The sequence below is a fragment of the Flavobacterium sp. H122 genome (genome assembly GCF_004959765.1).
In the GTDB taxonomy this organism is placed as follows: Bacteria; Bacteroidota; Bacteroidia; order Flavobacteriales; family Flavobacteriaceae; genus Flavobacterium.
In genome coordinates, this window is record NZ_SJZD01000012.1 from 64,851 (window position 1) to 88,119 (window position 23,269).

At 30.0% G+C, this 23,269-nt stretch carries 26 protein-coding genes and 1 pseudogene; 4 read left to right on the top strand and 23 right to left on the bottom strand.

Features of this window, described 5'->3' with window-relative positions:
- Positions 1-71 precede the first annotated feature (71 nt).
- Positions 72-2,267 (top strand): DNA helicase RecQ, encoded by a 2,196-nt coding sequence (gene recQ / locus EZM65_RS14680; protein WP_136669312.1) that lies wholly within the window; start codon positions 72-74, stop codon positions 2,265-2,267.
- 839 nt (positions 2,268-3,106) lie between these two features.
- Entirely contained in the window at positions 3,107-4,081 is a 975-nt protein-coding gene (locus EZM65_RS14685; RefSeq protein ID WP_136669313.1) for an IS110 family transposase, read from the top strand.
- 53 nt (positions 4,082-4,134) lie between these two features.
- On the opposite strand, the gene EZM65_RS14690 is transcribed toward EZM65_RS14685, so the two are convergent.
- The 17 genes and pseudogenes from EZM65_RS14690 to EZM65_RS14765 all read right to left on the bottom strand — a co-directional run bounded on the left by EZM65_RS14690 (position 4,135) and on the right by EZM65_RS14765 (position 16,515).
- Complete coding sequence (locus tag EZM65_RS14690; protein WP_136669314.1) at positions 4,135-4,497, bottom strand: hypothetical protein; 363 nt, start codon at positions 4,495-4,497, stop codon at positions 4,135-4,137.
- A gap of 150 nt (positions 4,498-4,647) precedes the next feature.
- Positions 4,648-4,923 carry a hypothetical protein gene (locus EZM65_RS14695; protein WP_136669315.1) on the bottom strand — a complete coding sequence of 92 codons (276 nt, stop codon included), beginning with the start codon at positions 4,921-4,923 and terminating at the stop codon, positions 4,648-4,650.
- 172 nt (positions 4,924-5,095) lie between these two features.
- Entirely contained in the window at positions 5,096-5,395 is a 300-nt protein-coding gene (locus EZM65_RS14700; protein WP_136669316.1) for a type II toxin-antitoxin system RelE/ParE family toxin, read from the bottom strand.
- A complete protein-coding gene (locus EZM65_RS14705) occupies positions 5,395-5,640 on the bottom strand; it encodes a type II toxin-antitoxin system ParD family antitoxin (protein WP_136669317.1) in 246 nt (81 codons plus the stop codon). Before EZM65_RS14705 ends, EZM65_RS14700 begins: the two co-directional genes overlap by 1 nt.
- 204 nt (positions 5,641-5,844) lie before the next feature.
- Positions 5,845-6,393 carry a GNAT family N-acetyltransferase gene (locus tag EZM65_RS14710; RefSeq protein WP_136669318.1) on the bottom strand — a complete coding sequence of 183 codons (549 nt, stop codon included), beginning with the start codon at positions 6,391-6,393 and terminating at the stop codon, positions 5,845-5,847.
- A gap of 181 nt (positions 6,394-6,574) precedes the next feature.
- Positions 6,575-7,684 (bottom strand): WG repeat-containing protein, encoded by a 1,110-nt coding sequence (locus EZM65_RS14715; RefSeq protein WP_136669319.1) that lies wholly within the window; start codon positions 7,682-7,684, stop codon positions 6,575-6,577.
- A 161-nt stretch (positions 7,685-7,845) separates the two neighbouring features.
- The gene (locus tag EZM65_RS14720) at positions 7,846-8,460 is read right to left on the bottom strand and encodes a hypothetical protein (RefSeq protein WP_136669320.1); all 615 of its coding nucleotides are present in this window, start codon (positions 8,458-8,460) and stop codon (positions 7,846-7,848) included.
- Between the two features lie 168 nt (positions 8,461-8,628).
- Positions 8,629-9,123 (bottom strand): ATP-dependent endonuclease, encoded by a 495-nt coding sequence (locus EZM65_RS15890; protein WP_371683019.1) that lies wholly within the window; start codon positions 9,121-9,123, stop codon positions 8,629-8,631.
- Positions 9,124-9,228: 105 nt separating this feature from the next.
- A pseudogene (locus EZM65_RS15770) lies at positions 9,229-10,398 on the bottom strand (AAA family ATPase); the annotation flags it as partial.
- A gap of 189 nt (positions 10,399-10,587) precedes the next feature.
- Entirely contained in the window at positions 10,588-11,439 is an 852-nt protein-coding gene (locus EZM65_RS14730) for a carboxylesterase (protein ID WP_248574884.1), read from the bottom strand.
- Between the two features lie 80 nt (positions 11,440-11,519).
- The gene (locus EZM65_RS14735; RefSeq protein ID WP_136669321.1) at positions 11,520-12,107 is read right to left on the bottom strand and encodes a Crp/Fnr family transcriptional regulator; all 588 of its coding nucleotides are present in this window, start codon (positions 12,105-12,107) and stop codon (positions 11,520-11,522) included.
- Positions 12,108-12,269: 162 nt separating this feature from the next.
- Positions 12,270-13,001 (bottom strand): DUF4184 family protein, encoded by a 732-nt coding sequence (locus EZM65_RS14740; RefSeq protein ID WP_136669322.1) that lies wholly within the window; start codon positions 12,999-13,001, stop codon positions 12,270-12,272.
- 43 nt (positions 13,002-13,044) lie between these two features.
- The gene (locus EZM65_RS14745) at positions 13,045-13,386 is read right to left on the bottom strand and encodes a hypothetical protein (protein WP_136669323.1); all 342 of its coding nucleotides are present in this window, start codon (positions 13,384-13,386) and stop codon (positions 13,045-13,047) included.
- A 168-nt stretch (positions 13,387-13,554) separates the two neighbouring features.
- Positions 13,555-14,253: a hypothetical protein gene (locus EZM65_RS14750; RefSeq protein WP_211196228.1), complete on the bottom strand. Its 699-nt coding sequence runs from the start codon at positions 14,251-14,253 to the stop codon at positions 13,555-13,557.
- Positions 14,254-14,349: 96 nt separating this feature from the next.
- Positions 14,350-15,339 carry a hypothetical protein gene (locus tag EZM65_RS14755; RefSeq protein WP_136669324.1) on the bottom strand — a complete coding sequence of 330 codons (990 nt, stop codon included), beginning with the start codon at positions 15,337-15,339 and terminating at the stop codon, positions 14,350-14,352.
- A 151-nt stretch (positions 15,340-15,490) separates the two neighbouring features.
- Positions 15,491-15,904, bottom strand: a complete 414-nt coding sequence (locus EZM65_RS14760; RefSeq protein WP_136669325.1) for a hypothetical protein — start codon at positions 15,902-15,904, stop codon at positions 15,491-15,493.
- A 158-nt stretch (positions 15,905-16,062) separates the two neighbouring features.
- Positions 16,063-16,515, bottom strand: a complete 453-nt coding sequence (locus EZM65_RS14765; RefSeq protein ID WP_136669326.1) for a hypothetical protein — start codon at positions 16,513-16,515, stop codon at positions 16,063-16,065.
- Positions 16,516-16,771: 256 nt separating this feature from the next.
- Between EZM65_RS14765 and EZM65_RS14770 the strand changes: the two genes are divergently transcribed.
- Complete coding sequence (locus tag EZM65_RS14770; RefSeq protein WP_136669327.1) at positions 16,772-18,088, top strand: AAA family ATPase; 1,317 nt, start codon at positions 16,772-16,774, stop codon at positions 18,086-18,088.
- Positions 18,089-18,090: 2 nt separating this feature from the next.
- Positions 18,091-18,582 carry a hypothetical protein gene (locus EZM65_RS14775; RefSeq protein WP_136669328.1) on the top strand — a complete coding sequence of 164 codons (492 nt, stop codon included), beginning with the start codon at positions 18,091-18,093 and terminating at the stop codon, positions 18,580-18,582.
- A gap of 153 nt (positions 18,583-18,735) precedes the next feature.
- Here EZM65_RS14775 and EZM65_RS14780 read toward each other — a convergent pair whose 3' ends face one another.
- The 6 genes from EZM65_RS14780 to EZM65_RS14805 form a co-directional block, all read right to left on the bottom strand.
- Positions 18,736-19,323 (bottom strand): RDD family protein, encoded by a 588-nt coding sequence (locus EZM65_RS14780; RefSeq protein WP_136669329.1) that lies wholly within the window; start codon positions 19,321-19,323, stop codon positions 18,736-18,738.
- Between the two features lie 181 nt (positions 19,324-19,504).
- Positions 19,505-19,948 (bottom strand): hypothetical protein, encoded by a 444-nt coding sequence (locus tag EZM65_RS14785; RefSeq protein WP_136669330.1) that lies wholly within the window; start codon positions 19,946-19,948, stop codon positions 19,505-19,507.
- A complete protein-coding gene (locus EZM65_RS14790; protein ID WP_136669331.1) occupies positions 19,941-20,789 on the bottom strand; it encodes a hypothetical protein in 849 nt (282 codons plus the stop codon). Before EZM65_RS14790 ends, EZM65_RS14785 begins: the two co-directional genes overlap by 8 nt.
- Positions 20,790-20,965: 176 nt before the next feature.
- A complete protein-coding gene (locus tag EZM65_RS14795) occupies positions 20,966-21,685 on the bottom strand; it encodes a carboxypeptidase-like regulatory domain-containing protein (protein WP_136669332.1) in 720 nt (239 codons plus the stop codon).
- A gap of 118 nt (positions 21,686-21,803) precedes the next feature.
- Positions 21,804-22,481 (bottom strand): hypothetical protein, encoded by a 678-nt coding sequence (locus EZM65_RS14800; RefSeq protein WP_136669333.1) that lies wholly within the window; start codon positions 22,479-22,481, stop codon positions 21,804-21,806.
- 196 nt (positions 22,482-22,677) lie between these two features.
- A complete protein-coding gene (locus tag EZM65_RS14805) occupies positions 22,678-23,208 on the bottom strand; it encodes a hypothetical protein (protein ID WP_136669334.1) in 531 nt (176 codons plus the stop codon).
- Between the last annotated feature and the right edge of the window lie 61 nt (positions 23,209-23,269).

The following is a 23,269-nucleotide window of genomic DNA, read 5'->3' on the forward strand; positions in this document are numbered from 1 at the left end:
TCTTACAAAAAGGGAGGAGTAAATGTTGTTTGATTTTATCATTTAATAACTTTTTAGAAAATAGTTGAAGAATGAGTTCAGACCCAATCGATTTACATAAAGAACTAAAAAAATATTTTGGCTTCGACCAATTTAAAGGACTTCAGGAACAGGTAGTCCGAAGTATTGTTTCAGGAAAAAACACTTTTGTGATTATGCCTACAGGCGGAGGTAAATCACTGTGTTATCAATTACCGGCATTAATTCAGGAAGGTGTTGCTATTGTGGTGTCGCCGTTAATCGCCTTAATGAAAAATCAGGTTGATGCATTAAGGAGTCTGGGATCTGAAATGGGAATCGCCCATGTTTTAAATTCTTCACTTACAAAGACAGAAATAAATCAGGTAAAAAAAGATATAGCTTCAGGATTGACAAAATTATTATATGTTGCTCCCGAATCATTAACAAAAGACGAATATGTTGAGTTTCTTAAAGCCCAAAATATTTCTTTTGTTGCAATTGATGAAGCCCACTGTATTTCTGAATGGGGTCATGATTTCAGACCTGAGTACAGAAATTTAAGAAATATTATCAGCTCTATAGGTGAATTGCCTATTATTGGGTTAACCGCAACGGCAACTCCAAAAGTGCAGGAGGATATTCTTAAAAATCTGGATATGCCGGATGCCAATACATTTAAGGCATCATTTAACCGTCCAAATTTATTTTACGAAGTACGCACAAAAACTAAAAATGTTGAAGCCGACATTATCCGTTTTATAAAACAGCATAAAGGAAAGTCTGGGGTTATTTATTGTCTTTCCCGTAAAAAAGTGGAAGAAATTGCTCAGGTTTTACAGGTAAACGGTATTTCGGCTGTACCTTATCATGCAGGATTGGATGCTAAAACAAGAGCCAAACATCAGGATATGTTTCTTATGGAGGATGTTGATGTGGTAGTGGCAACCATAGCATTTGGTATGGGTATTGACAAGCCGGATGTGCGGTTTGTGATTCATCATGATATTCCTAAATCGCTGGAAAGTTATTATCAGGAAACTGGTAGAGCAGGACGTGACGGAGGTGAGGGGCATTGTCTGGCTTATTATTCGTATAAAGATGTAGAAAAACTTGAAAAATTTATGGCCGGAAAACCAGTTGCAGAGCAGGAGGTAGGTTTTGCATTATTACAAGAGGTGGTTTCTTATGCAGAAACTTCTATCTCCCGTCGTAAATTCCTACTGCATTATTTTGGTGAGGAATTTGATAATGAGACAGGTGAAGGCGGTGATATGGACGATAATGTCCGTAATCCTAAAAAGAAAATTGAAGCCAAAGACAATGTTGTTGTACTTTTAGATGTTATAAGAGATACAAAAGAACTATATAAATCCAAAGAAATAATTCTTACCTTAATTGGTAAGGTAAACGCAACCATCAAAGCGCATCGTACAGATGCGCAAAAGTTTTTTGGTCGTGGAAAAGAGCATGATGAGAAGTATTGGATGGCTTTAGTCCGTCAGATAATGGTGGAAGGGTTGATTCGAAAAGACATTGAAACTTACGGCGTTTTGAAACTTACCGAAAAGGGTCTGGAATTTATTAAAAATCCTCATTCGTTCATGATGACAGAAGATCATGAATATGATGATAATGAGGATGATAGTGTTGTGACTTCGGGTAAATCGTCAGGTACTGCAGATGAAGCTTTGATGGCCATGTTGGTGGATTTGCGTAAAAAGGTTGCCAAAAAAGAAGGAGTGCCACCTTATGTGGTATTTCAGGAATTTTCATTGGAAGATATGGCTTTGAAATATCCTGCTTCTATTACAGAAATGAGCAATATTCAGGGAGTAGGAGAAGGGAAGGCCAAAAAATACGGCAAGGATTTTGTGGATTTAATCGCAAGATATGTAGAAGATAACGATATTGTTCGTCCGGATGATTTAGTGGTAAAATCCACAGGAGCAAATTCGGCATTAAAATTATATATAATACAGAATATTGACCGTAAACTACCTTTGGATGATATAGCTAAAGCAAAAGGTCTGGACATGGATACTTTGCTGAAAGAAATGGAGCAAATTGTATATTCAGGTACAAAATTGAATATTAGTTATTGGGTGGATGATATTCTTGACGAAGATCAGCAGGAAGAGATTCAGGATTATTTCATGGAATCAGAATCGGACAAAATTCAGGATGCTCTTGATGAATTTGATGGTGAGTTCGATACTGAAGAACTGCGTCTAATGCGCATCAAATTTATCAGCGAAGTGGCTAATTAATTAAGTTCTGCTTCAAATAAAATCTAGTATGTTACCGGTAACTATGCTTTTAATGGCTTGGTTATTAGTGTTCTGTATAAATTTTATGTTTTTTTAAAAAATAAGGAAACTTCTATCCCTGCGGACAGTGAAGACTTGTTTTTTATAGATTTTTTTTGATTATAACCAAAAGTAAGCCTCTGTTAAATAGATTTTAAAGAGGCCTTTTTTATGTTTTTTAGAAAAAATAGTTGTTATGCAATTATTGCTGTAAGTCGTTTGGTGTTTTACCTATTTTCAATTCGTTTCAACATTTCTTCTGCATTTTTATTTTTGGCGTCAAATTCCAATGCTTTTTTTAAGTTAATAATCTCCAAATCTGCTTTTTTCATTTTGTAGCAACATTCTCCAATAAATGAATAGGCACTTGAAATTGCAGTAGTGTTTTTGAATCAATTGTTCTACTTAACTGAAAAATTTTGATTGCATCTTCAAATCGATTTTTTCTCATTAAATACTTTCCGGTATTTATTAAATCGGCAAATTCGTTTGAAAAATCATATTTCTCTTTTTGATTGGATTTAATTTATTCATAAAATGAAATTCGATTTTGAAAATCCGCAGGATTTTTCAAAGTAGCCCAAAGAAGCCATTGCAGCAAACCACCTTAAGTTTACATAAAAAAGGAAAGAACAAAAGAGAGGAGTAAGGTTATAGATAACCGCAGGAACTATAGATTCCGTCAACAGTGATAATCCCCTCTCTTTTCTACTTTTATTTCGTACAGTTTTTTGAGATAGGATCTCGTTTTTAAGGTGATGAAAAGCAAGTAGAATGTCCTTTCACAAATCATTTTTGTTATGGATAAAAATAAGAAAATTTTCGGAATCGACATTAGTAAAGAGACCTTTGATGTTGTGGATTCTCAGGGTAATTATTATCAATTCTCTAACAATTTTAAAAGCTTTTTAAAGTTTTTAAAATTGTTGGATGAAAATTCGCATTGTGTTATGGAAGCCACTGGCTATTACCATTATTCCTTAGCTTGCTTTTTAGTAGAGAAGGGTATTGCCGTTTCAGTAGAGAATCCCTTATCGGTCAAACGCTTTATCCAAATGCATTTAAGTAGGATCAAGACCGATAAATCAGATGCGGCAATGATTTGTCTGTATGGTCAGCAACGTTTGTTAAGCTTGTGGGAAGGCTATTCAAAGAACCAGTTGGAAAGCCTTCAGTTAATAGGCTTATTAGAGACTTATACCAAACAATCTACTGCCTTAAAAAACAAACTGGAAGATCAGCAGACTTTAGGAAATCCCTCAAATCTGGTTTTGAAATCCTTGAAGAAGAACCTGATGCATTTGCAGAAGGAAATGGTTTTGATTGAGCAGGAGTTGCTGGTATTGGTAAAGCAGGAGCATCAGCAAATGCTGACCCAGTTGGAGAGTATTCCCGGAGTGGGCCGTAAAACAGCAATGTTGCTGGTTGTCTTGAGTGATGGTTTTAGACGTTTTGAAAACAGCTCGCAGTTGTGTTCGTTTACAGGACTGACCCCCATGATACGACAGTCAGGCAGTAGTGTAAAGGGGAAGAATAGAATTAGTAAGATGGGAAATGGACGCTTAAGGAATTTACTGTTTATGTGTAGTTTTACCGCTTGTAAATGTAATAAAGGCTGCAGGGAATTGTATGAACGTTTAGTGAATCAAGGCAAGAGTAAGAAACTGGTATTAATTGCAGTGTGCAACAAACTTTTAAAACAGGCATTTGCAATTGCTAAATCGGGAGTATTATACAATGAAAATCACAGAAGTAAACTGCAAATAACGAGCTAAAAAAATCAATTTTTTATTTGTTTTTAAGCACAGTTCTTTGTTAGCAACAGTTTTTATTTTAGGAGTTTCATTATTTCAAATTCTGAGTTTGCCATGTTTTTAATTATTAAGTAACTCTTATCAATACTTTTTCCTTCCTTCTTATTATAAAACTCATTCAAATCTAAATTTATTTTTTCAGCTAAATCCAATTTGCTAATTGAAAGGTAATATTCTTGTTGATACAAGTATGCATATAGTTTTTGAATATCAGTTGAATTTTTATCAGTAAATATTTCATTAATTAATGCTTCAACTTTTGAATTATTATTTGTGATTTCGTCAAAAAGATAAAGTTCAACTAGGTCTCCTTTCTCTTTTTCTTTGATAAACTTGTCTTCATCTTCTTTGTTGAATAGATTTTTTCTGTAAATCACTAAATTGTTTTTTATAAAATACCATCTTACCAAATGATTTTCATCTTCTTTAGTATATTTTCGGCTATCTTGATTAAAGTTAGTTGAGAGAATTATTATTGGACCGTCTTTAGTTTTTTCTTCAATTGTAAATATTAGTTCAGCATTTAGTCACGTTTTCTGTGGGAAATCAAATTTAATTGCATTTTCAGGAGAAATTCTTTGGCGAACAGTTTTAATTATTTCTGCCATTTCTAAAGAACTAAGTTGCTTGTATAAATCAGTTCGATAAAATGCATCTGCAAAAAAATTGTGTGTGAAAATATATTTATCAAAATTATAAGTATTTGTTTTGCTTTCACCAGTATAATAAACCTTGAATTTTTCTTGAGCGTTTACGATACTTAAATTCATTGTAACTAATAATAAAAAAATAGTTTTTTTCATGTCGAATTTCTAAAATTGTTGCTAACGTCCCGTGGCTTTGCGAAGTTTTGGGGGTTAGTTTGCCCAAATGTATGATTTTAAGATAAAGTTTACAAAGATAAAACCAACTTTAAATTAAGCCTTAAAGCCCAAATTTCGCAAAACCACTGTTGTGCGTAGCTCTTATTATTTATCAGATACTTAATTGGTTTTCAATATCCATTTTTTCGTGTAAAACTCTAATTACTTCTATTTCATTAGATTTTGTTTTTTTGAAAAATACTAAGTGAGATTTTACTTTTGAACATCTATAGTTTTTTCTAATATTTCCAAAGTCACGAGCCATTTCAAAATGATCAACTATATATTCAATTTCATCAAAAATTAAATCATAATAACGGTCAGCTTGTTCAATTGACCAATTTTCCGCTGTGTAAATCCAAATTTTGTTAATGTCATCAAGAGCTTTCTCACTAATTATATATTCTGACATTATTTCCCAAAGTTTGCTTTAAGTTGTTCAAGATTTTTGTTACGGTCAAAGTTTTTAATCTTAGCGCTTTTTTCGCCTATTTTAAGTTCATTGACTAAAGATTTTGTTTTGTTTTCTTCTTGTTCAAAAACTCTCAAAGCCGTTCTTACAACCTCGCTTACAGAATTATATTTTCCAGATGCAATTTGCTCATTGATAAAATTCTCAAAATAGTCACCTAATAATATTGAAGTATTTCGTGCCATAATCTTTTTTTATCAAAGATACCAAGTCTTGGTATTTTATGCAATATATTTTTAAGGTTTTTTTTGGCAGAGTTACGTACAACGTCCCGCCGGCTTTAAGAATTTGGGGATTTTTGTTCCCAAACCATTCCATTAGAACTGAAGCCAAATATACAAAAAGCTCGTTCCATTAAACACTCAAACCCCAATTTCATAAAACCGCTGTTAGCTGTTCGGCTTTTTATTTTTCCATTCAGATTTTGTCATTTTAAACCAATTGTGTTCTTTGTTTCTGTGATTAAATGTTTCGATTAATTTTAAGCCAGTTTTTTCCAAAACATTTTTAGAACCTATATTTTCAACATCACAAATTGCATAAATATTTTCAGCTTTTAGATTTTCAAATGCGTAATCCACTAACGGAATTGTTGTTTCGGTAGCAAATCCTTTTCCCCAATATTTTTCTATAAATCGATAACCCAACTCATAAAAATTGTTGTGATTATTCATAGGTTCTTTTATTAATTTTATTCCCGACCAACCAATTAATTCATCAGTTTCTTTATCAATAACTGCCCAACGAGCTATTCCGTTTTCAGCATATTGTTGTTGAAGGTTTTGAATTAGTTTTTCAACTTCTGTTTTGTCTTTTACGGGTATATTTCCAACATATTTTTGAACATTTGGATTACTATCTAATTCATAAAGTTTATCAACATCGGTTGATAAAACTTCTCTTAAGATTAATCGTTTTGTTTCTAATTTTATGTCCATTTTCTAATTTGAATTTGTTTCGATTTAGTTCGTCTAAGCTGACAGCTAACGTCCCGCCGGCTTTATGAAGTTGGGGAAATTTATTCCCGAACCATTCCATTAGAACTGAAGCCAAATATACAAAAAGCTCGTTCCATTATACACTGAAACCCCAATTTCATAAAACCGCTGTTAGCAGAAGTTATTCTTTAATTATTATGTTGTTGCTTTCATCGACTATCATATTCTTCTTACCATCTATGCTTACTTTATAGATAAGATTACTTTTAGAATATTTATTGTTTTCTTGATATGAAAATTTTGATATTTCTTGATATTGTAGAGATAATATCAAATTATTTTTAAGATCTATAATTCCCCATAGTTTGTCTTTAGAAACCTTCAATCGTTCTTTATTTTCAAATTTATACAATCCATTATACTCAAAAGGGATAACTTCATTACCATTTTTATCTAATAAACCGAGGTAATTTCCTTTTTGAGCTTTCCTATAGCCTTCGTTTAACTGATAAATTTTGTCATAAATGGGATTAACAATAAATTTGTTTTCTTTATTTATGATGCCAATCTTGTCATTTATTGTTACTCTATACTCTTTAAGAAAACTTCCTTCAATATTTGAAAAATTTATATCATCATATTCAAACGGTATGATTATTTGGTTTTGTAAGTTTACAATCCCAAATTTTCCGTTTTTAACGATAATTTGATTATCTAATACTTCTTTTTTTATATCCTCATAAATAATTGGAATAATTAAGTTCTCTTTTTTATCAATTATACCAAATTTATTATTGATAGATACAACACAATAATTACCCTCGAAGAATAATTCTTTTTCATACCAATTTTTAAACTCTTTACCCTTTGAATCTATAAATGTATATTTTCCATTAAGTCTAACCATAAATAAATTATCCTGATAAGGACCAAACATATAATCATATGTTTTACTAATTATTTTGTTATGTTTATTGATGGTGAAATATTTGTTGTCTTTTGCAACAATCATTAAACTATCTTTAGTTTTAAACAAAGATATAATTGCATCATATTCAAAAGGTATAATAGTGGAGTATTTTTTATTTAAAACACCATACTTATTTGATTTTTTAGATAAAAGATAGTTGCCAGCAGTATATTCTATATTTATCCCTTGTTCTTTAATTTCTAGAAACTTTCTATCTTCTTTTGATATAGGAGTAGAGTCTATAACATCAATGACTTGAGAATATATATTTTGGTATAATGCTAAATAAAATATTATAATTAGTTTAATTCTGTTTTTCATTTTTTTATAATTTCTGGTAACGTTCCCGCGCTACACGCAGTTTGGGACTAAATTAAGCCCATTCTTCGGATTTGCCAAATCTTCCAAATACAAAACCAACTTTAAATTAAGCTCAAAACCCAAATCTTGCCAAACCGCTGTTAACTGCTGCCAAAATATTTTTAACTAACCCAGCTCTCCAAAGTTGATATTGATGTCCATTTTCCATTTACTTTTTTATAAATTTCAGTAGTTCCAACACCACAAAGTCCACCACAATGAAAGCCTGAAGTTATGATTACAGTTTTTTTGTCTAATGAAAATAGTGGTAATCCCATTGTATAAAAACCTTTATTGCCATATTTCTTTGTATAATTATCCCAAAAACTATGTTTTCTACTTTTGTTATTTTGAAATTTCGATAAAGTGTCTCTTGGGATAACAACTTTGCTTATCAACAAGTTTTGGTTTAATCTGAAGTTGTCCACTTCAATTAGTTGTTTTCTAATAAACTGAATATCTTTTTTACTGAAAAGAGTATCTAACTTATAATCTTTTTCTTTAAAATTAAACTTCATTAAAACATCTTCGGTTACGTAATTTGTTTTTATCAATTCATCATGTTTTAAAGAACCTAAGACAACATTTATTACTTCATAAATTTCTTTTTCTGAAACAAGTTGTTTTTTGTGGATGAGATTATTTTCAACAGTTTTGTTTTTTTCAACAGTTTCAGTTTTTTTACAAGAGAAAATAAGAAAACTAATTGTGATAAGGATATAAAGTTTTAGTTTCATTTTTAGTTTACAGTTGGTGGATTGGTTGCAGTTAACGTCCCGTGGCTTCGTGTAGTTGCTAACTTTGGGACTGAGTTCTTTCCGCTAAGATAATGTTTCTTGGGAAATATAATCGTCCGGTTTGCATAAATCTAGCAATTACACGAAACCGCTGTTAGCTACAGTCATTTATCCATAAATTGTGTTGATTTTATTCTGTATTTGATTAGGAATTTCGTAATTTAATTCAGAAACAAGACTTAAAGCAATAAAAGGTTTGTTTTTATTATTTCTTTCAATTATTCCAATTTCTTCTTCAATATCATTAATTAGGACGATTGATGTTCCATATCTCGCATCTAAAACATTTTCTATTCCAGCAGTTGAAATGTTAGCACTATTAATTCCGTTTGCATCTTTGTTGGCTTGATGGTCTCTATCATAAACAACAATATAATTTAATTTAAATCCATTCAAAAGTTTAATGTATAATGGCATGTTATCTTTTGAACCACAATCAATTATTGTATATTCATTTTTGAAAACATTTAATTTTTTTGCTAAAAATGGAATTATAGTTTTGTCTGTTTGTCCTTCAACTAAAATAATTTTTTTTGCAAAGAATAGTTCGCTTCTTTCTGGATTAATCCAATAAATTAAGTTTATTTTTTTTCTATCATCCAATTCTAAAAATAAATTTTCACTGCATTGTTTGATTTTTGTACCTTCTTCAATTGTTCTTTTTTGAGCAATAATTATTGATTTATAATTTTCTAAATCTATAAAAGAACTAGAGTGTGTTGTTAAAATAACTTGGTTGTTATTTGTTTGAGAAAGAGTTTTCAATGTTTCATGCAAATCTCTTTGAGCTTGTGGATGAAGGAATAGTTCAGGTTCTTCAATTATGAAATAAGACGAATTTGATACTTGTCTTGCTTGCTCTTCATTTACATTTTCTCTATCATTTCTTACGATATTTGAATATGCTTTTATTAAAGCAAAGATTAAAGCTCTTTGTAAACCATTTCCTTTTCTTGCAACATCAGTTTTTATTCCATCATTAACCCAAATTTGTGTGCCAACTTTGAAAACATCATCGATATTTGGTGTTGATATTTCTACTTCAATAGAAGTATTTCAAGACAACAATTCTAGACTAATATTTTCTTCAAAATCATTTAGTTCAACAGGCCTTTCATTGTTAATATTACCATCTATTGTCGTTCTGTTTAAGATGCTTGCAAGTTGATTTATCTGTCTTTTAGCTTCTATGTAAATTGGATTTGTTTCGGCAAGTCGATTGAGTATTTTGCCATATAATTCGGCAAACAAATTGGATTTGTTTGGATTTAATTCATCATTTGCATTTTTGATTGCTGGAATAAAAAATATATCTCCAAAAATACTTTGGGCTACAGTTTTTAAGCCAAGAAAGTTATTCTCCTCTAATGAATAAGTATAATTTAGGTTTGCTCTATTTTCTTCAATATATCTAGCTTGAGCTTCTTCAATTATAGCTTTTGTAAGTCTTCCATTTTGAGGAATGTAATTGTTTAATGGAGTTTCTAAAACTACTTCTCTGCTTGTATAATTGGATGAATTATTTACATTAAGCCATTCTTCTTCTAATTGTTGTAAATATCCGTGATAGCTGAATTTTATATCTGTTCCTATAACTTTTCTGACCTTAATATTTTCTTCATTATCCAAATATTTTCTAAAAGTTATTTTGTCGCTATCATCTAAATCATAAAACTTTATTTCTACAAAAGAAATTTCGTTTGGATTAAAAAAGTCTTTTATTTCAGGTTTAATCTTACCAAAAAAGAAAAGTAATGCAGAAATAATATTAGATTTTCCGTGATTATTTTGTCCAATTATTACTGAAATATCTTCGAAACTTGCCTCAAGAGAATTTATCGACCTCCAATTATTTATTAATATGGATTTAATTTTCATAATTTACGTAGTGTTGATTTTTAGGACTTTTCGGATGATTGTAGCTAACGTCCGGCGGCTTGGCTTGCAGTAGCGATGCCAGCAAACGATTTACTTCCGGTTAAAGATAAACATTTTCGTAAAGAAAATTATGAAGTAAATATAAATTAGCTATTGCGCCAAACCGCTGTTGTGTGACGTTTTTTATGGTCAAATTTTCACTAACCAATTACATACATATTCCGCTACTTCTTGCCAACCTTTTTGACCACATATATAGTGACTTCTACCTTTGAACTCTTTAAAGTCAGCTATACTGTTTTTATCTTTATAGGATGACGCATTTCTTTTTGTTAATCTTGCAGGAATTATTCTGTCTATTTCTCCACCGATAAAAAGCAATGGATTATGTGGTTTTTTAAAATTGATTTTGGCAAATGCTTTATTTAGGGTTGCTCTTGGAATTTGTCTGCTTTCTGGCACAGCAATTTCATCGAATACAATATCTGATTCTTGACGTGTAAGTGAAGAGCAGAAAGCATTGTGAAACCATTTTTTGTTAGTTATAAAAACAGATTTTCCTTTAAACGGATTAATTACAGAAAACATTGAGCGTACTGTACGCAGAGTAGGTAAAACATTTTTAGGCGTTCCTCCATTTATTGAAATTCCTGCTACTGCCTTATCCATTTCTACTAATTTTTGCACAGCTAATCCTCCTAAAGAATGTCCAATGACAATTGGTTTTTCGGGAAGTGAATCTATGAACTTAGATAAATGCATCATTACATTTTCAAAATCAACTTGAGCCAACTTTGGATTTATATTATTTCTCAAATCGGCGGGCTTACCTTCGTGATATGGATAAGCAGGAGCGTAACAGGTATAACCTTTTGCTTCAAAATAGGTTTTCCATTCGTTCCAGCTTGATGGGTTTACAAATAAACCGTGGATAAATACAATTGTTTTAGATTTTGTCATTGTTGCATCGTTTTTAAGAGTTTGTGAAAAAGAAAAATGAGTTGCGAGAAGCAACATTAAGCTGTTAAAAAATTTTCGCATAATCATTTTTTTATTGATTTAATGATTACACAAAATTCACACATTAAACAGACAAAATTTTTAACTTAAGTTAAAATCGCTTATTTCTCTGTGATCCTTTTTCTGATACGGCTCAATGACGGTCCTTGGATTCCTAAATAAGAAGATATATGATAAAGTGGAATATTATTAAAAATATCAGGATGGTATTTTATTAAATCCAAATAACGTTCTTCGTTTGTTTTAAAAATAAAACTTTCTATTCTTTCAATAGTTACATTAAAGGCTTCCTGTGCCAATAGTCTGCCGAAAGTTTCCCATTTATGAGATTGCTTATAAAGAAGAAGTAAGTCATCAATACAGATATAGACCACAGAAGAATCTGTCATTGCTTGTGTATGATAGTCACAAGGGATTTGATTGATAAAACTCTTGAAAGTGACCACAAATTGATTTTTTGAATAAAGAAAAACATTTTTCTCTATCCCACTTTTTTCGTCCACGACATAAGAACGAAAAGTTCCCTCAATGATAAAACCCAAATACCTACAAACGGATTTATGTTGATTATAGAATTCGCCTTTTTTATATTCTTTGTGTTTCCAATAGGGACGTGAAGTATTAAAATCATCTGCTGTCAAGTTCGCAAATTGCTGAAGCGCGTATGAAACTATTTCTATTTCAGTCATTGTTTATCTTCTTTATAATCTTTACACAAAATGTCACACAACGTCCCGCCGGCTTTATGAAGTTGGGGAAATTTGTTTCCAAACCATTCCTTCAAGACTGAGTCAAATATATAAAAATACCTTTAAATTTAGCCCTGAAACCCCAATTTCATAAAACCGCTGTTAACTGCCGTTTTTTTTATTCAAAATGATTGGAGTAATTATTATTCCAATCATTCCTGAAGAAATAAGGCTTACAATTACATTTCCAATTAATCTCGAATTCTCTCCACTGATTATTTTTAGCGTAAAAAATGAAAGAGTAATTAGTGCAACGATTATCCAATATTTCAAATTTATTTTGTTTTCAAAATCCGCAATTTTTGGAAGTTTCCAAATAGCAACAGCAATAATTATTGCTCCAATTAATGTGCTCAAATGCTGTAAAATTTTAAGTATTTTAATTGGAGTTCCATTAATTTCTATCGTTTTTGATAATTCAGGAATATTTTTCACAAAGAAACCTCCGTTATGCGTAAATCCGTCCCAAAATATGTGCGAAGCAGTTCCTATTAAAATCGAGATTATTATGATTTTCCAATTCTCGACAAAGTGTTTATTCCAATTCAGTTCTTTTATGTTCAAAAGTCTTTCGCTTAATATTTTAGGTGAATTTTTGTATAATTCGTTTTTTACTAAATTATGAAAAATAAAAGTGAGTAAAATTCCCAAGGGCAAATCAAACCAAAAGATTCCTGAGATTGTATGACTATAATTGCTTTCAATCTTCATTCTTAAGAAATATTCAAAATCTGGTGTCAAACTTCCAATTATCAAACCAGTTAGTGAAATCCATTTTTTTGGTAAATAATTTAGTGGTAAAATTATCGCTGGATGTGAAAAAGTAAATGGCATATTTTCTTTTTAATTCGGATTTTCTGTTTGGGCAAAATGTTAGTTAACTTCCTTTTTGTTTATTAATGTATGCTTGTGTTATTTCTAAAATCAACTTTGGCTCATCCATCGTTTTAATATAGTTTATAGTTTTTAAAGCATCAAAGTTAAGCTTTAGGAAATTTTCTCCTTCTTGTGTGATTTTATATTCTTTAGCGGTTCCATTATCAAATTTTTCAGAGATGCTTATCAAGTTTTCTTTAAGTAAAGGGTTTAAGTTCTCTGTCATATTTGCAGGAAAATCAGCTCTGTCAAAAATTTTAACCAATGTATAAATTCCTTTAATCCCTGGTTCGGATGCTATCAAGTATAATATTAGAATTTGTTTCTCAGTTAGTATTTTCATTAAAGCGATTAGTTTGGTAAAATGGCAGTTAACGTCCCACCGCTTGGCGAGGTTGGGGATTAAAGATGCGAGATTTTTCGGTTAAACACAAATTTTCCAAGTACAAAACCATCTTTAAATTCAGCCTAAAACTCCAATCTCGCCAAACGGCTGTTACCAGCAGTTTACTTATTCATTCGAAATTATCTCTAACAACGCTTCATTGCTGAAATTTCCATAGATTCCTCTTTTTGAAATAAGATATTCAGCAATCTCAACTTCATTTAAATTTTGAAAAGTTTCTTTAATTCCCCTAACAATTATTTTTAGATAATTTATGTCAGGTTTGTTTTCTTCTTCATAATCACTATCGTGAGTGAAGGTAAAGATTGGAAAATTATTTTGTAAACCTAAATAATGAATTTTATTGTACCAGGAATTTTTTCTAAAAATGTTAGAACCGTCAGAAATTGCTTTTTCAAAATCAATTTCAAAATCCTCTTTCCCAATTTCTTGCTTAACAACATCAACAAATTGTTCTTTTGTTATCAAATACATTCTCGCTAAAGTTTCTGATTTAGGTTTAAAATCATTACTTATAAAACATACTCCACCGCCATTCCAAGTTTCAGATTCTTTAGCAAAATATAATTCGCTTGTAATATAAGTTTCTTCACTATCGATTGGCAAAGTTTTATTTTTACATCCTTTATATTGTTTTGTTGAACCTTTTGGTTTTCCGCCTTCAATATAACAATGAAAACGTTCTTCAAGAAGATTAGAACCGTAACTTGCGTACCAAATGTAGTCTTCCGATTTGTTCATATTCTGATTAAATTGCTGGTAACGTCCCGCCGGCTTTAAGAAGTTGGGGATTTTTATTCCCAAACCATTCCGTTAAGACTAAAGCCAAATATATAAAATTACCTTTAAATTTTGCCTAAAACCCCAATTTCTTAAAACCGCTGTTATAAGATGTTTCTTTTATTTAGTTAAAACATTAAATATTTGTTGCGATTTATGCCTCGTCAATTCCGCGTAATTTTCATTTAATTTATCGATTTCATCTATGTAGTTTGACATTTCTTTAGAATTCTCTGAGTACAGTTTTGAATAATCTATTTTGCGACCATCGCTATAAATAATTTGAGATATCATAGTTACTGTTCGTTGTAAAGTTGCTTCAAAGAATTGCTTAGGAATATTAAGATTTGAAGAAATGAAGGATAATACTTGCTCACTACATTCAATTATCCTAATTAAAGGATGAGGATGGCTATTTTCCTTATAGTAAATGTTTTGAAAATTATTTCCTGAAAATTCAATAATAATATTTGAAGTCGTAAACAGTAATGAAGTTAAAGCGTTAAACAACTTAACGGTCTCAAATTGATTACTAGAGTTCATTATCTCATCTAATAAATTATATGCACTCATAGCTGAACCAAAATGATCAGCGTCAAGTTCGTATATATGATTTCTTACTTCGAAGTTTTCCGTATTGGAGTACTTTTCTTGTAAGTTGAATTCTTTGTCGGAATTAATATTGAGTAACTGGATTATATGCGCTAATTCGTGGTGAAAAAGATATGAAATACAACATTTTATTAATATTCTTTCCAGAATGTTTTTTTCTTCATTCTGAATAGTCATACTTGCAATGTTTTCAGCCATGAAGAGATTCATTGAATCCGAAATAATGGATTCTAGTTTATCAATAAGACCTAAATTAAATATGATTGTTGCTGAGTCATTTTTAATTTTGGCTGTAGCATTAAATGTATGATTATAAATTACTGCGAAATGTAAAGGGATTTTTAGCTTTCCTGACGCATTTTCGCAAAGTTGAATACATGTTTTTATTATTTCTTCTGCGAATTCAGAATTTTTGAACGTATCAAATTCAGACTCTTTGAGTAAATCTAAATCTTGAAATCTTGTCAAGATATTTTCGTAATGTTCTGTGTAGCTCATGAAATATCTTATAACGTCCCGTGGCTTGGCTTGCAGTAGCGATGCCTGCGAACGTTTTATTTTCGGTTAAAGATAAACATTTTCGTAAAGATAATTATGAAGTAGGAGTAAATTAGCTATTGCGCCAAACCACTGTTACAAGCAGTTATTGTTACGAAAAATAATCAACCACTTCTTTATCTTCAACTCCAATATGGTCAGTAATATGGAATACGTCTTTTATCCAAGGATGTTTCAACGCTTCGCTTCTGTCCAATATTTTTCCAAGTATTTCATGTTTCCAAGGTGAATCTTCTCTGTCAATCAACCCAATTTGATAATTATTTTCTTTTGTCCACATTTTAAATGGGAAAGAATATCTATTTTTAGGTTCTTCGTCAGTTCCCCAATCTCCTATACTGATTATTCCAGTTGCGATTTTCTCTTCGTGAGCTTTGGTGAACTTTATGTAATAAATTGCAAAAGCGTAGTCATCTTGATATACAAATCTTGTCAATTTTACGGTTTCTTTACCGCAACATTCACAAGTTTCAATATTCGGTTCTTCAAATTCTATTTTAAGCATAAGGTTTTGACATAATTGCTTGTAACGTTCCGGCGCTTGGCGAGGTTGCGAACTTCGGAACTGTTTATTTTCTATCAAAGATAAAATTTCTTGCGAAATGGAAACGTGTATTTACTACAAAATTCGCAATCTTGCCAAACGCCTGTTGTATGCTGTGTTTATTTGAATTTCTCCAATTCAATTGCGTCGTCAAAGTACGCTTTAAACTTTTCAGATAAAATGTGATTTTTAAACTTTACGATTGTGTATGAACTATCAAAAGCAATTATTTCTATTACTGAATTTTTAACTTGAAAATTATCGTTTTTCCATATCAACTCATTTCCCTCAACGAATGGCAAGTTATTCTCATCAATTTCAATATTTTTCGGAATAGCTGATATTACACCCCAAATTATTTGAGTTTCAGAATTAACAATTTTTAGAAACTCTTCATTGTTTAATTTAAAATAATCCTCGTCAAAATTTATCGGCAAAGATTTGTCAGACATAAAATCTAAATCACATAAAAACCAGTTATAGTTTTCTATATTCTCCAAAATAGGTTTTAAAGTTTCACTTAAATTAGTATGAAATTTAATTTTTTTAGTATTTCTAATTATCCAATTCATCTATTAAGTTCTGTTGTGGTAACATAGCATACAACGTCCCGTGGCTTTATGAAGTTGGGGAAATTTATCCCCAAATCATTCCTTCAAGACTGAAGTCAAATATATAAAAATACCTTTAAATTTAGCCCCAAAACCCCAATTTCATAAAACCGCTGTTGTGTGTAGTGATTTTAGGTACTAGTTAATAGTAAATAATTTTTTTTGTTTACTTTTGTTGACATAATTCCATATAGTATACCTGAACTAAATTTTTTAAATGAAAACACCCAATATAAGAGTTAAGACTCAAGGATTTCGAGCTGTAAATCAAGCGGATTTAATTATTGATGGGATTACGTTAGTTGCCGGTGAAAATGGGTGTGGTAAGAGCTCAATATCCAAACTATTGTACTTTTTATATAAGACAGTATCAAATTATGATATCCTTGTCAAGGAAAAGTTATTTTCAAGTCTACAAGATATTCTTCGTTTTTTGGATATTGTTCAACAAGAACTGACAATTAATTTAAAGGATAGAAATTTGAGAGATGAGTTTAGGAGAGAAATTTCTGAACTTAGAAGAGGATTATATGATTCAGAATTTTTAGAAGATGAATTGATAAATTGGATTAGAGTAGTTGATAAAATTGAACAAATTTACACTGACTCTGATTTAAAATCAATTAAGCCGTCAGTTGCTGGAAAATCAATGAGATTGAAATATATTATAAAAGATATTTTAAAAATTGAAAATGTTGATGATGAATTTTCAGAATCATTTCCAAAAATTAAAAGTTTAATTGAGAGAAGATTTAAAGAGGCTATCAATAAGATTAAATCAAGACCGACATCATTATTTATTGAAGAATTAAAATCAGTTTTTTCAGATGGTGATTTGCCTAACAAATTTGAAGTTTTAGAGTTTGATGATTTAATTGTTGCTTTAGATAAACATAACTTATCTATTCCATATAGTATTCAAAATGCGATTTATATTGATACTCCGATGATGATTTCCGTTGAAGATAGTCATAATGAACATTGGAATGATTTAAATGAATTGCTATTAGAAAGAGGCAATAAGAATAATAAGTTTAGTAGTATTATAAGTAATGAAATTATTCAGGGAGATGTTGTTGTAGAGGAAGGAATATATTCAGCGGATGATTTTAAATTTAAGAGAAATGACGGTTTAGTTTTTAATTTATTAGATGTCGCAACAGGAGTTAAATCATTTTCTATTTTGCAATTACTACTTAAAAAAGGAATATTAAATGATAAAACTTTATTAATAATTGATGAGCCTGAGTCAAATTTGCACCCGCAATGGATAATTGAATATGCAAGAATTATTGTTATGCTGAATAAAGAGTTGGGAGTAAAGTTTTTTCTAGCAAGTCATAATCCTGACATGGTTAGCGCAATAAGATATATTTCAGAAAAAGAAGGAATATTAGAAAATGTTAATTTTTATTTGGCTGAAAGAAAGGAAAATAAATTCAGTTATGATTATAAATTTTTAGACAAAGAAATTGACCCAATTTTTGAATCTTTTAATATTGCGTTAGATCGTATTAATAAATACGGGATTTAATAATGAAGTACAACAAACCAAAAACAGAGAGTCATATTGTTTCTCAAACTTACCCTTCATGTTTAGTAGATTTAGATGAACTAATATTTAAAGAAGACGATTCTCTTATTGAAGTTGGAAGTGAATTTGATAATTCAACTGTTATTGATTTGGATGGTGTTGAGATTTTAAGAGCTCAGGCTGAAAGAAGAAATCAAAAAAGCACTATGGATTGTACTTTTGCTATAAGTGATAATTCTAAAACCGAAATGTTATTAGTGGAATTTAGATTTAATTATATAAATCTGCAGAATCTAAATAGAAATAAGTTAATTGATAAGGTTGCGGGGTCTCAGGAAATTTTGGGTGATTCTACACCCATAAATGATAATAATATTTTTATATTTCAAAAAGACTTGAAAGCACAAGCACAAAGTAGACTTTATCGAATGTATCCTAGAGTACCGAATAATTACGTAGTAATGGATTTGGATGATTTAAAGAGTTTTTTCTGAATCATTACACACAACGTCCAGCCGGCTTCACGAAGTGGCGAAGTTCGTGACTGATTTGTTTCTGCTAATATAAGATTTTCCAACGGAAAATTGGCAACCGGCTTAAACAGCTCTCGCCATTGCGTGAAACCGCTGTTAACTGCTGTATTTATTTTAGTCCTTAATTACTTTTGTTTTTGATATTGCATCGTGAAATCCATTCCTAGTAAAAAAGAACGAAAATCTGTCAAATGGAATAAATCTGCAAAATGTTCTACTGATAATGTCTCCTAATTCTGGTTTTTCTCCTTGTAAATTAACAACTTTTGTTTTCGTGATTATTTTCCCAAGTGTTTTTTGATATTTACTTTCAAAGAATATGTAATAACTAGTGATGAAAATTATCAATGTTCCAATTCTGTAGATACCTCTTTCTGCTTGACTTGTAAGTGACAATAAAGTTTCAATATTTGGAATGATCAATCCATAAAGTACAAAAATCACAACAAAGTCAATTAGGAAATTTACAAATCTGATTTTAGAACTAACCGTGTTTGTATCCACGTGACTAATTTTCTGATTTTCTACTTCAATATTTTCAGTTACTGCTTTAATTTTCTCATCTCCAATATTTCGTAATTGGATTTCAGTTTTTGCTGCATCAATTGCTGCTTTTTGATATTTTTCACTGTCAATTGTTGTAATCGCAATTAGTTCTCTGTCTGTTTTAGTTGACATTATTTTTGTGAACTCATTTTCCATTTTTAATAGATTTCTTTAGTTTTCGTTTGTCGTAATATTGCAGTTAACGTCCTGTGGCTTGGCTTGCAGTAGCGATGCCTGCGAACATTTTATTTTCTGTTAAAGATAAACATTTTCGTAAAGAAAAATATGAATTTAGAATAAATTAGCTATTGCGCCAAACCACTGTTAGTGGCAGTATTTATTCTTTTTCGTCAAACTCTAATAAGTCAAATAATGATTTTCCAATATCTCTGATTATGTCTAAATATGAGAAAAAGGCAAAGAATAATACTGAATCACAAACTAATTTAAAATAATCAGCTTCAAATATGGTAAGCAAGTATTTGCTTTCTCTTATTAATCCAAATATAAAAGCAAGACCAATAAATATAATTTGCTCGTAAAAACTTCCTTTTAAACTCTTTTTTGTTTTTATAAATGGGTAACCAGTTTTTTCTTGTATTTCTCTTAATTTGCCAGCAATTAAAGTACTACTTGCTATATTTATTGCAAATAAAGTTGTCAATAGAGCAAGAATATTTTCAGCAAATTTATCTACAAAAGTACTTTGCAATTTCATTGAGATAAACGCAAATAATGCACTTATCGAAGTAAAAGCTACTATTTTATAAATATTATTCACCTTTTAATATTTCTTTTAAATCTGTTACAAAGTTACGTATTGTTTCCGTATCAGCTTCTATTTCTAGAGTGTCTAACTCAATTGATTTAACTGACGTAGCTGTTGTTTCCCAACTCCTTAATCCAGATAATTTTATCTTTGCTGGACCTGCACCTTCAGATGAAGTTTTTACCAAATCAACTAATTGTTTATTGTCTTCATCTAAGTTTTCTAAAACTTGTTTTTCTGGAGCATTAAACTCTATTTTAGTTTTAGAACTGTTAAATAATTTACTTGCTTCTTTTAATTCATCTGATAGAGATTCATTAACTCGAGCTAAATTAGGCTTTGAGAATTCAAATTGAAGTTTTTCTATTCGACCGTCATATCTCTCAAGCATTTCCCATAAAATTCTTGCCTCATATTTTGGCTGTGGATAGAAACGAAGATTGTAATCATTTAATTTTCTATCTATTGCTTTTTCTATAATTTTTAAAACTGAAAAACTATTTCCAAATGAAGTTTTATCACTTTCAATTGCAATTAATTGTATGTCAGGATTATTATAAAATGCAACTAAACAACTAGGTTCGCTTTCGAAGAATTCTTGATGAAAATCTTTCTCAATTTTAATTGTCTTCTTATTCGCAAGTCTAATTAGTATGAATTCATCATCGTAGTATTCGATTTTATAATTAAGTCTATGTTTACTGCTAAAAAAATGAAGATTTTCAAATATATCAGCAAAGAATTTGTTTTTGTTTTCTACTAGTTCAGAATATGTAAAATTCTTGCCAAAAAGGTTGAATTGCGAATTTGAAATTGGACTAATCTGATAAGTAAAAATGTCGTATTTTATCATAATTCGATTTTATCGATTTCGTTTTTTTAATATTGCCACTAACGTCCCGCCGGCTTTAAGAAGTTGGGGATTTTTGTTCCCAAACCATTCCGTTAAGACTAAAGCCAAATATATAAAATTACCTTTAAATTATGCCTAAAACCCCAATTTCATAAAACCGCTGTTGTGTGCTGTTTTTAATCTAAACAATTATAGAAACCTTTTTTTATTTTACGTTTTATATTTCTCTTATTTTTTCTTTCATTTCTAAGAATTTTTCTTTTCTCTCTTTTGCTTGAGTAAAAAATGGGGTAATCTACGACCAATTTTTTAGTTAAAAATATTTTATAGCAATTTTTGTCTGTGATTATAATTTCTTTAGAATTAAATCCTATAAAATCAATGTTTAAAACCTGATTTTCGGAAGCTATAATTTCAAATTTTCCGTCGTCATTTGACATTGTTTTTTTATCAGTCCCTTTTATCTGAATTTCAGCAAATGGAATTGGTAAATCATCCCCAAAAATAACTCCTCTTATTTTTTTTGTATTTAGATTTTTTTCAAGAGTTATGTCATTTACCTTTCTTTTTCTATTAATAGTTGGAATATAATGTGAACCCTCAATAAGCTTTACATCATCATCCATTAATTGAACATTAATCTCATTTTTATCAGCAATAATTCTCTGTTCTTTCTTTCCTAAAAAACTAAATATTAAAAATTCATTAGGATTTACTTTTATAGAATATTTTCCATCAATATCTGTATTTGTTCCTCTTGTTGTTCCTTCAATGTAAATATTAGCCCCAGGAATTATTTCACCAATACTGTCTTTAACAATTCCACTAACTTTTCTTTGTTGACCAAACAAAAAAATAGAGAAAAGAAAAAATGATATGTAAAGAATTTGTTTCATTTATTTTTAAGGGGATTTTAAAATATTGAAAATAGCAATTTTTATTAGTATTATCAATTAGTGATCTTGGGATTAGTCATAATAAATATGACTTTTCCACCACCTTGAAACATCGCTTTTATAAGAATATTTTCTTTGAATTCAAGAGTAAATGTTCCTTCGGGATATGCAATATGGTTGTAAAATTTAGTTTTCCATTTTTAAATGCTTCTTGGCTCCATAATAGAGAATTTGGTTCATTTATGTTTTGTATTCTTGCAATTCTTCCATCATTGTCATACATCTCGGACCTTACGCAATGGTAAGGTTTTTTTGGTAGGAAATATCTTCGATAAATAATTTTACCTTTTTCGTCTAATTCAGTTATTATGTAAGGATCACCTTTAATATAATTTGCAAATTCTTTTAAATTACCATTTTTGTAAAAAACTTCATAACTACCACTTTCAATCCCTTCTTCAAATGATTTTAAACTATAAAGTTCTCCAGTTTCATAGTATACTTTTTTAATTCCATTTAATTTAGCATTCTTAATTACAAAATGCTCTTTCAAAGTTTCATTTACAACTATTTTATATTCGTTATCAGGAATATTTTTTTTAATTACATAATAAAACCCATATCGATGTCCCATATCTTCACGATGTTTAAATTCAAGAAAAATAGAATCTTTTGGGTTTACAAAAGAAAATTCCTTGTATCGAATTTTTTCATCATAATTAAGTTTGATAATAGTTTGACCACTTGTACTCCAAAAGAGTAAAGTAAAAAAGGCTAAAATAAATATTTGTTTCATTATGGTTTGAATTTTATTCATTTTCCCAAAATAGCACACAACGTCCCGCGGCTTGCGAGCAGTGGCGGGAACTATCACTGACAATTACAAATATAGACGAAAATTAGAATTAACAGCGTTTTTTCCGAAGGAAAAAACAACTAAAGCCATTGACGCAAACCGCTGTTGTGTGCTGTTTTTTAGTTTCAATGTGGAATTAATTCAATTTTCCATATCCATTATTCCAAACCAATGATGCTTCTCTATCACACCCGCCGAAATAATTACCCAAAATATAAATAGTTTTCTGTTTATGACTAATTTTCAAAATAATCGGAAAATTGGTTAGTTCAAATGTGTTAAAAGTTATTGAAGATTTAATTTTTCCTGTTTGAGTTATATTACTTAAATCTAACATTTTTTTCAAATCACTATTTAGTTTTTCATTATTAGTTTCGATAATTCCATTAGCATATTGTTCCATAATAATTCCACCACTTGAATTGATTTTTTGAAAAAGATAATAATTTGGATTGTCAAGATTTACTTCATTTACAACTTTCTGATAGAATTTTTCTCGAAGAAGTTCTTTTGAAACAGGAAGTATCTCATAATCAAAATCATTTATTTCAATACCATTTAGTGTATAAATATTAAAAGATAATTTTCCGCCACCGCATTCTTGTGAAAATCCATTTTGAGAAAAAAATAGAAAAGAAAAAATAGTATATATGATTATTGTTCTCATTTTTAGTGTTTTTCTGTTAAAATAGCACACAACGTTTTGTGGCTTTGTGGCCGTTGCGTAA